At 64.2% G+C, this 8,433-nt stretch carries 9 protein-coding genes; 4 read left to right on the forward strand and 5 right to left on the reverse strand.

Annotation, left to right across the window (positions count from 1 at the left end; genetic code table 11):
- Window positions 1-63 precede the first annotated feature (63 nt).
- On the forward strand, window positions 64-516 hold the full coding sequence (locus OXU43_04905; protein MDD9824489.1) for a DUF4426 domain-containing protein: 453 nt from the start codon (window positions 64-66) through the stop codon (window positions 514-516).
- Between the two features lie 182 nt (window positions 517-698).
- On the opposite strand, the gene OXU43_04910 is transcribed toward OXU43_04905, so the two are convergent.
- Window positions 699-1,484, reverse strand: a complete 786-nt coding sequence (locus OXU43_04910) for an exodeoxyribonuclease III (GenBank protein ID MDD9824490.1) — start codon at window positions 1,482-1,484, stop codon at window positions 699-701.
- Window positions 1,485-1,599: 115 nt separating this feature from the next.
- Here OXU43_04910 and pyrE point away from each other — a divergent pair, with 115 nt between their 5' ends.
- Window positions 1,600-2,244 carry an orotate phosphoribosyltransferase gene (gene pyrE, locus OXU43_04915; protein ID MDD9824491.1) on the forward strand — a complete coding sequence of 215 codons (645 nt, stop codon included), beginning with the start codon at window positions 1,600-1,602 and terminating at the stop codon, window positions 2,242-2,244.
- A 69-nt stretch (window positions 2,245-2,313) separates the two neighbouring features.
- On the forward strand, window positions 2,314-3,003 hold the full coding sequence (locus OXU43_04920; protein MDD9824492.1) for a hypothetical protein: 690 nt from the start codon (window positions 2,314-2,316) through the stop codon (window positions 3,001-3,003).
- A 48-nt stretch (window positions 3,004-3,051) separates the two neighbouring features.
- Here the strand turns inward: OXU43_04920 and argB are convergent, their stop codons facing one another.
- From argB to coaBC, 4 genes are all read right to left on the reverse strand, one after another.
- On the reverse strand, window positions 3,052-3,972 hold the full coding sequence (argB, locus tag OXU43_04925; GenBank protein ID MDD9824493.1) for an acetylglutamate kinase: 921 nt from the start codon (window positions 3,970-3,972) through the stop codon (window positions 3,052-3,054).
- A gap of 55 nt (window positions 3,973-4,027) precedes the next feature.
- A complete protein-coding gene (locus OXU43_04930; protein MDD9824494.1) occupies window positions 4,028-5,845 on the reverse strand; it encodes a phosphomannomutase/phosphoglucomutase in 1,818 nt (605 codons plus the stop codon).
- Between the two features lie 61 nt (window positions 5,846-5,906).
- Window positions 5,907-6,371 carry a dUTP diphosphatase gene (gene dut, locus OXU43_04935; GenBank protein ID MDD9824495.1) on the reverse strand — a complete coding sequence of 155 codons (465 nt, stop codon included), beginning with the start codon at window positions 6,369-6,371 and terminating at the stop codon, window positions 5,907-5,909.
- On the reverse strand, window positions 6,349-7,548 hold the full coding sequence (coaBC, locus tag OXU43_04940; GenBank protein MDD9824496.1) for a bifunctional phosphopantothenoylcysteine decarboxylase/phosphopantothenate--cysteine ligase CoaBC: 1,200 nt from the start codon (window positions 7,546-7,548) through the stop codon (window positions 6,349-6,351). The genes dut and coaBC overlap by 23 nt, the downstream gene beginning before the upstream one ends.
- A 113-nt stretch (window positions 7,549-7,661) precedes the next feature.
- Here coaBC and radC point away from each other — a divergent pair, with 113 nt between their 5' ends.
- Window positions 7,662-8,339 (forward strand): DNA repair protein RadC, encoded by a 678-nt coding sequence (gene radC, locus OXU43_04945; GenBank protein MDD9824497.1) that lies wholly within the window; start codon window positions 7,662-7,664, stop codon window positions 8,337-8,339.
- Window positions 8,340-8,433 lie beyond the last annotated feature (94 nt).

The raw sequence follows: 8,433 nt of genomic DNA on the forward strand, positions 1-8,433 counted from the left end.
GACGCAGGCTGGCATTTCGGGCGGGGAATCTATATCATCAGGGCAGTAGAGGAACGTGCGCCAATGCAAAACGCTCATATCCGGTGGGTCATCGCCCTGGCGGCCGTGCTGGCCGCCTTCCCCGGCTTCGCCCGGGCAGAACAGTTCAAGGAATTCGGCGATTACACCGTGCACTACAGTGCCTTCACTACGGACACGCTGCCCCGAAACATAGCGAAGAATTACGGCATCGTCAGAAGCAAGAACCGCGCGATGCTGAATATCTCCGTGTTGCGGAAAGTGATGGGCACCGCGGGGCAATCCGTGAGGGCCAGCGTGGACGCCACCGCTACCAACCTGAACGGGCAACTGCGCCAGCTGAAGATACGGGAGCTCAACGAGCAGACCGCCGTTTATTACATCGCGGAGACCTCGATCAGTTCCGAGGAAGTGCTGACCTATAAAGTCAACATTATCCCGGAGCAGGAATCGGCCCCCCTGGTCTTCCAGTTCCAGCAGCAATTCTTCACCGACTAGCCCGGCGGCTGCATCTTCCGGCGCGCAAAACGCCGCCATCTCCAGAACGGTTTTCTCGAAATCGCCTCCCCTCGAGAGGGGGAGCGATAGGATGCGAATTGCGCGGGAGGGCCTCCCGGGGGGGGGGGGCTCGGGATAGAGGGCTTTTTCGCCCGCCCAGGCCGGCGCGGGGCATTCGGCGGCTAACGACGGCCCGGCAGGGAGAGGCCGTAGTCTATTATCAAGGGGGCGTGGTCGGAAAAGCGCCGTTCCTTGTAGATTGCCACCCGCTCGATGCGCCCGGCGAGGCCCGGAGTAACGATCTGGTAGTCTATGCGCCAGCCCACGTTCTTCTCCCAGGCCCGGCCCCGGTTCGACCACCAGGTATAGTTTTTCCCCTCCGGGTTTTGGTGGCGGAACGCATCCACCAACCCCACCTTGTCCAATGCCTGGTCCATCCAGGCGCGCTCCTCGGGAAGAAAGCCGGAGTTCTTCTGATTGCCGCGCCAGTTCTCCAGGTCAATCTTCCGGTGGGCGATATTCCAGTCTCCGCAAAGGATATAGTGTCTGCCGTCGGCGCGAAACCGCTTCAGCACGGGCATGAACCGGGCCATGAAATCGAACTTGAGCTCTTGCCGTTCCTCGCTGTGGGAGCCGGAAGGGAGGTAGAGCGAGGCGATACTGAGGTCGCCGTAGTCCAGCTGCAGGTAGCGCCCCTCCCGGTCCGCGGAGTCCCAGCCCAGCCCGGTCCGCACCCTGTCGGGCCGGTTGCGGGCATAGGCCGCCACTCCGCTGTAGCCTTTTCTTTCGGCTTCGTGAAAATAGGCGCAATACCCGTCCGGAGAACGAAGCGCGTCGGGTAGCTGCTCGAGGCGGGCACGGACCTCCTGAATGCAGACCACGTCGGCATCCGTCTCGGCAAGCCAGCGCATCAGCCCTTTGCGATGGGCCGCGCGCAGGCCGTTGACATTCAGCGTGATCACTCGCATGGTACTTCCCCGCCCGTTTCCCAGCGGGTATCTTACCCGGATAAGCCCTGTCCACGGAACCTCGCTACGAGACACCATGCGCCCCGTCCCCCGGTCGGAATTCCTTGATTTCGCATTGCGACACAAGGCCCTGCGCCTGGGTAGCTTTACCCTGCGCTCGGGGCGCTCCAGCCCTTATTTTTTCGATACCGGCGCCCTGGATACCGGCCCGGCGCTCTCCCGGCTGGGCGAGTTTTACGCCGCTGCCGCCATGGTCTCCGGGATCGAGTTCGACCTGCTCTTCGGCCCCGCCTACAAGGGCATCCCGCTGGCGGCGGCGACCGCGGTGGCGCTGTACGCCCGTCATCGCAAGGAGGTCGCTTTCTGTTGCGACCGCAAGGAAGACAAAGACCATGGCGAAGGCGGGAAACGACTGGGGGCATCTCCCCGGGGGCGGCGGGCGCTGATCCTGGACGACGTGCTCAGCACCGGCGGTTCGGCGCGACGGGCCGCGTCTTTCCTGCGCCGGGAGGGGGCCGCGGTCGCCGGGCTTCTGGTCGCGCTGGACCGGATGGAAACGGAAGCGGGCGGGGGCTCCTGTGCCGAAGGATTGCGGCGGGAAATGGGGATTCGAATCGTGTCCATCGCCACCCTGGAAGACCTCCTGGAATACCTGCGGGAGCGACCGGAAGGCGAGTATCGGCAGGTCTTGCGGAACATTCTGGAGCATCGGGGCGGCCAGGGAGCGGCGGGCGTAAAAAACACGGATGCTTCATGGTAGGATCGATCCGGTTCGCATATCGCGTCGGGAAGACGAAGACGCCGGCGGCGCCTGGAGGAAGAGTAAAAAATGTTCCGAAAATTATTGTCTTTTATAGTCTTTACGGCTCCGTTGCGGGTGCGTGGGCCGCGGTTCCTGCCTTATGCCCGGAGGTTGCCGCCCGTCCTGGCGATCCTGGGGAGCGTGCTGGCGGCCGATGTCGCTACGGCGGCTATCAAATGCTGGACCAACCGGGAGGGGGTGAGGGAGTGCGGCAACAAGGTGCCGCCGGAGTATTCCCAGGAAGGGCACGATACCCTGAGTCGGCAGGGGATTGTCGTGGATACCAAAGAGAAGGCTCTTTCCCCGGAGGAAGTGGCAAAGAAACAGCAACTTGAGGCGCTGGAGGAAGAGAAGCGGCGGCAGCGGGAAGAGCAAGCGCAACAAGATCGGATATTGCTGGATATTTATGCCGAAGAGTCCGACATTATCCGCGCCCGGGATGACAAGATCTCTACCTTGGACGCCACGATTCAACTCTCCCGCGGCAAGATCGAGAAACTCAAGGCCCAGATTGCGGACAACGAGGCGCGCATCGCCAACTTCGAGGAGAGGGATGCCGAGCCCCCGGTAATCTTTCAGAATAACATCGCCGAATTCAGGGGCAGGGTGGCACGGGAAGAACTGTTTATAAGCGCGAAGTTGAAAGAAAGGAAAGCGCTCGCGGAAGAATACAATGAGTATCTGAGTCGCTTTCGTCAATTGACGCAAAAGCAGTAGCGGGGCGGTAGCGGCGGGGCGCGCCTCGCGGCGCCGGCATCCGGCATTTCAGGATTCCGGCGGCGGTTCCGCTTCGATCAGGGTCCCGACTCCCCGGTCGGTTAGAACTTCTATCAGCACGGCGTGTTCCACCCGGCCGTCCACGATGTGAGCGCTTTTCACGCGCCCGTCCTGCAACGCTTCCAGGACGGCCTGGAGTTTGGGCAACATGCCCCCCGTTACCCCTCCCCGGGAGATGAGGTCGCGCACCTTGCCGAGCGAGGGGTGCGGCAACAACCGGCCCCGTTCGTCGAGCAGCCCTTCGGTGTCCGTGAGCACGATCAATTTCTCTGCCCGCAGAGTTTCGGCAAGCCGGCCCGCCACCAGGTCGGCGTTGATATTGTATGACGTACCGTCTTCTCCCACTCCGATCGGAGCGACAACCGGAATGAATCCGTCTTGGGCCAGGACATGCACCACCCGCGGGTCAATCCGAGTCACCTCCCCCACGAAACCCAAATCAACCAATTCCCCGGAAGGTTGCCCCGCATCCGGGGTCGGCTCCAGCTTGCGCGCCTGGATCAGGCCCCCGTCCTTGCCGCTCAGCCCTACTGCCCGGCCGCCGTGGCTATTGATCAGCGCGACGATCTCCTTGTTCACCAGGCCTCCAAGTACCATCTCGACCGCATCCATCGTTTTGCTGTCGGTTACTCGCAGCCCGTTGACGAAGTACGACTCTTCGCCGAGCCGCTTGAGCAGGTCGCTGATCATGGGGCCGCCGCCGTGGACGACCACCGGATTGATGCCCACCAGCTTCATCAGCGCTATATCGGTGGCGAACCCGCTTTTGAGGGTGCGGCTGCCCATGGCATTGCCGCCGTACTTGACCAGGAAACTCTTGCCCCGGAACTTGCGGATATAGGGCAGGGCCTCGGTGAGGACCCTGGCGATCCTCAGCGCGTCGGAACGGCGGCGGGATCGGTCAGCCATGAGGCACTCCGCGGGAGCGCATTGCGGAAGATTCGCACAACCTGCCGCGCGGGGCTCAGAAGGGGAGGGTAAGGGCGGGATCGGTCCGGAGCAGCAACTCGCCGAACTGTTTCTGGATTTGCGACAGGGCGTCCTGGTTCTGGCCTTCGAAGCGCAGCACCAGCGAGGGCGAGGTGTTGGAAGGACGCAACAACCCCCAGCGATCCGGGTACTCCACGCGAATGCCGTCTATATCAATTAGCCGGGCGCCTTCCTGTTTCCGGCATTCTTCCTGGAACCGGCGCACCAGTTCCGGGGCCGTTCCCTCCGCCACCGGTATCCGGTATTCGGGCGACCCTATGCCCCCGGGGAGTTCGCGCAACACCTCGGTGGGAGAGCGCCGGTCCTGGGCCAGCACTTCCAGCAGGCGGCAAGTGGCGTAGATGGCGTCGTCGAAGCCGTACCAGCGCTCGCCGAAGAATATGTGGCCGCTGAATTCGCCCGCAAGGCATGCGTCCAGTTCCGCCATTTTGCTGCGGATCAGGGAGTGCCCCGTCTTCCACATGAACGGCTTGCCTTTATGCTCTTCGATCCAGCTGGCCAGCCGGTTGCTGCACTTGACGTCGAATATGATCGTGCCCCCGGGGTTTCGGGAAAGGACATCTTTGGAGAACAGCATCAGGATGCGGTCGGGCCAGACGATTTCTCCCTCGCCGTCAATCACAACCAGGCGGTCGCCATCGCCGTCGTAGGCCAGGCCCAGTTCCGCGTCTGTCTTGCGCACCCGGTCCCGCAGCGTTTCCAGGTTGGCCGGCACCGTGGGGTCGGGGCCGTCCGCCCCGGAGGAGGTCTGTGCCAGGCCGCAGGCCAGTTCCGTAACCTGGTGGCCCAGCTTGCGCAACAGGAACGGGACATAGGAACCGGCCATGCCGTTGGCGCAATCTACGACGATCTTCCGGGAGATTTCGCTCTTGGGGAACTCGTCCAGGAGGCGTTGCACGTAATACGTAAAAAAGTTCATGGTTTGCATGCGGCCGCGCCCGCTATGCTCCGGCATCCCCTGCTGGATGCTGTGGTACAGGGCGCGGATCCGCTCTCCCCACAAGGGCGCGCCCCCGACCACGATTTTCAAGCCGTTGTAATCGTCGTTGTTATGACTGCCGGTGACGACCACGCCATCCTGAATCTTTTGATGGTTCTGCGCGAAGTAGAGCACTGGGGTGGGCACCATGCCCAGATTCCGCACATTTATGCCTTCCGAGACCAGGCCCTTGATCAGCCCCTTGACCAGGTCAACGCTGGAATTGCGGCCATCGCGTCCCACCAGGATAACGGAACGGCCCTGGTTCCGGAGCTCCACGCCTATGGCGCGGCCGATGAGGCGCATCGTCTTGGGATTGAGTTCCTTGTCCACCAGGCCGCGCACATCGTACTCGCGGAAGATGTGTGCGGGCACCTGCGCCTCGTCGCCGCCCGCGGGGGCGGCAGCCGCTTCCCCCGCGCCGTTCTCCTCTTTGCCCGCCGCGCCCTTCTTTGCCGCGGGACGGACCGCGGTCGCCGGTCCCTGGTCGGCCGCGTCCGCTTTCAGGCTTCCCGTTTCTCCCCCCGCGCTCTGAACCTGCGTAATTTCGCCGCGGGCGGCGCCCCGTGCCGCCTGCGGCCGCGTCACCGCCTTCTGCGACGGCGCCTTTTTCTTCCGCATCCTGGGCAGTCCGGGCACCTCCGCCAGGAGTCGTTCCAGGCCGGGGTACTCCCCTTCCATGATTGCCCGGGCCGCACCCTCGAATACGACGCCGGCGGCGGGGGTGACTTTCTTGTAACGATGCCGGAAGTAGAGTGCGGCACCGCCGGCACCGACGGCCAGCACGGCGAGGATCGCTATCAGGATGCCCATGAGCTAAAGCGGGCGTTCGGGCCCGGAGCGCGCAGGCGGGACGCGCCGCATTCCCCAAGCCCTAATCCGCGGCCTTTCCGGTATGACCGAAGCCATCCTGCCCTCTGCTGGTTTCCTCAAACATCTCGACTACCTGCCATGAGGCACGCACCAAGGGGATGAAGGCAAGCTGCGCAATTCGATCCCCTGGTTGGATAGTAAAGGAACTGTTGCCGCGATTCCAGCAGGAAAGCTTGATTTCTCCCTGGTAGTCCGAGTCAATCAGGCCGACCAGGTTGCCCAGCACCAGCCCGTGGCGGTGCCCAAGCCCGGAGCGCGGCAACACGACCCCGGCCAGCTCGGGTTCGGCGATATGCACCGCGACCCCGGTGCCGACCAGCGCCACTTCCTGCGCCGCCAGGGTCAGAGGACCGTCCAGGCAGGCATGGAGATCCATCGCCCCGGCCCCGGGGGTGGCGTAGCGGGGCAGGGGGAAACGGTCCCCGATCCGCGGATCCAGGATCTTAATGCGGATGCCGCGCGTCATAGCGATCCGCGACGATACCGACCAATTGCCGAGCCAGGCGATCCTTGGGGCCTTTGTCCAGCCGCACATGTCCCCCGTCCCAGAACACCTCCAACTCGCTCTCCCGATCTCCAAAGCCCTGTTCCCAGCCGACTTGGTTGGCGACGATCATGTCCAGTCGTTTTTGCCGCAGTTTGCCGCGGGCGTTTTCCGCCACCCTTTCCGTCTCCGCGGCAAACCCGACCAGGAAGGGAGGGGGGTCCAATTGCGCGACGGCGGCAAGCACATCGGGATTCGGCTCCAGTCGCAGGCAGAGTTCTCCCCCCTTTTTCAGCTTTTCCTGGCGCGCGATGCGGCAACGGTAATCGGCCACGGCGGCCGCGGAGACGAAGATGTCGTGCCGCCCGGCCTCGGCGAGTGCGGCCCGCCGCAATTCCTCCGCCGTCGTTATCTCCAGGCAATGCATCCGTTCCGGGCGCTGCAGCGCCACCGGCCCGGAGATCAGGGTGACGCCGGCCCCGCCCTCCGCGGCCGCCCTGGCGATCGCATAGCCCATATGCCCCGAACTGCGGTTCCCGAGATAGCGCACCGGGTCTATGGGCTCCCACGTCGGCCCGGCGGTTACCAGCACGCTCCTGCCGCTCAGGCGCCCCGTGGCGAAGAATTGCGACAACCGGGCAACCAATTCCGCCGGTTCCAGCATCCTGCCGGCCCCCGTTTCGCCGCAGGCCTGCGGGCCGCTGGCCGGCCCCCAAAAACGCACCTCGCGGCCGCTTAGCAAGGCGACATTTTCCCGGGTCGCCGGGTGCGCCCACATCGAGGAGTTCATTGCCGGGGCGGCCAACAGAGGCGCCCGCAGGGCCAGGCACAGCGCGGACAACAGGTCGTTGGCATGGCCGTGCGCGATGCGCGCCAGAAAATCCGCGGTGGCCGGGGCAATCAACGCGGCATCGCACCAGCGCGCCAGCTCGATATGATCCATGCCGTGCCCGGCGGCGGCCTCGTCCTGTACGCATACCTCCTGTCCGGACACGGCGCGCATGGTCAGGGGCGTGATAAAACGGGTCGCCTCCCGGGTCATGGCCACGCGCACCGCCGCCCCCCGGGAGCGCAGCAGGCGCACCAGTTCGGCGCTTTTGTAGGCGGCCACGCTGCCGGTGATCCCGATCAGCAACCGTTTGCCCCGCAGGATTTCCATGTCGGAATTCTATCGGATCGCGGTTTTTGATATAATGCCCGTCCGCAAAGCCGTTGCCGGGCGCGGTTGCAAGCGCTGGGGGAAAGCGGCCGCAACGACAAGGAGGTCGTTACATGAGTTCGATCCGCGAATGGCCCGTATCCGAGCGCCCGCGCGAGAAACTACTGCGCCTCGGCACCCACAGCCTGTCGGATGCCGAGTTGCTCGCCATCTTCCTGCGCAGCGGCACCCGCGGCAAGGATGCCGTAGAGTTGGGGCGTGAACTATTGCACCGCTTCTCCGGCCTGCGCGCCCTGATGGAGGTGCCGTTAAGCGAGTTGGGCAAGGTCAAGGGCCTGGGTACGGCCAAGTGCGTGCTGTTGCGGGCCGCCCTGGAACTGGGCAAGCGTTACCTGCACGCGACCCTGGCCAAGGGCGACGTGCTGGACAACCCCTCCACCACCAAGGATTACGTAAGCCTGCATCTGCGCGGCTATGGCCACGAAGTATTCGCCTGTCTTTTTCTGGACAATCAGCACCGGATCATCAGTTTCGACGAAATGTTCAACGGCACCATCAATAGCGCCAGCGTCCATCCCCGCGAGGTGGTCAAGCGCGCCCTGCGACATAATGCGGCCGCCGTGATCCTCGCGCACAACCATCCTTCCGGCGCCGCCGAGCCCAGCCGCGCGGACGAACTGCTGACCCAGCGCCTGCAAGACGCGTTGAAATTGGTGGACGTCCGGGTCCTGGATCACCTGGTGGTCGGCGACGGCGAAGTGACCTCCTTCGCGGAGCTGGGAATGCTCTGAGCGCCTGCGCCGTCCGCCGCCGCCGGCGGCGGCTCGTACGCGGCCCGCACTTGGATTGGACGCGCCGCCCGCGCAGGGAGTACAATCGCCGATT

The organism is Gammaproteobacteria bacterium (assembly GCA_028817255.1).
In the GTDB taxonomy this organism is placed as follows: domain Bacteria; phylum Pseudomonadota; class Gammaproteobacteria; order Porifericomitales; family Porifericomitaceae; genus Porifericomes; species Porifericomes azotivorans.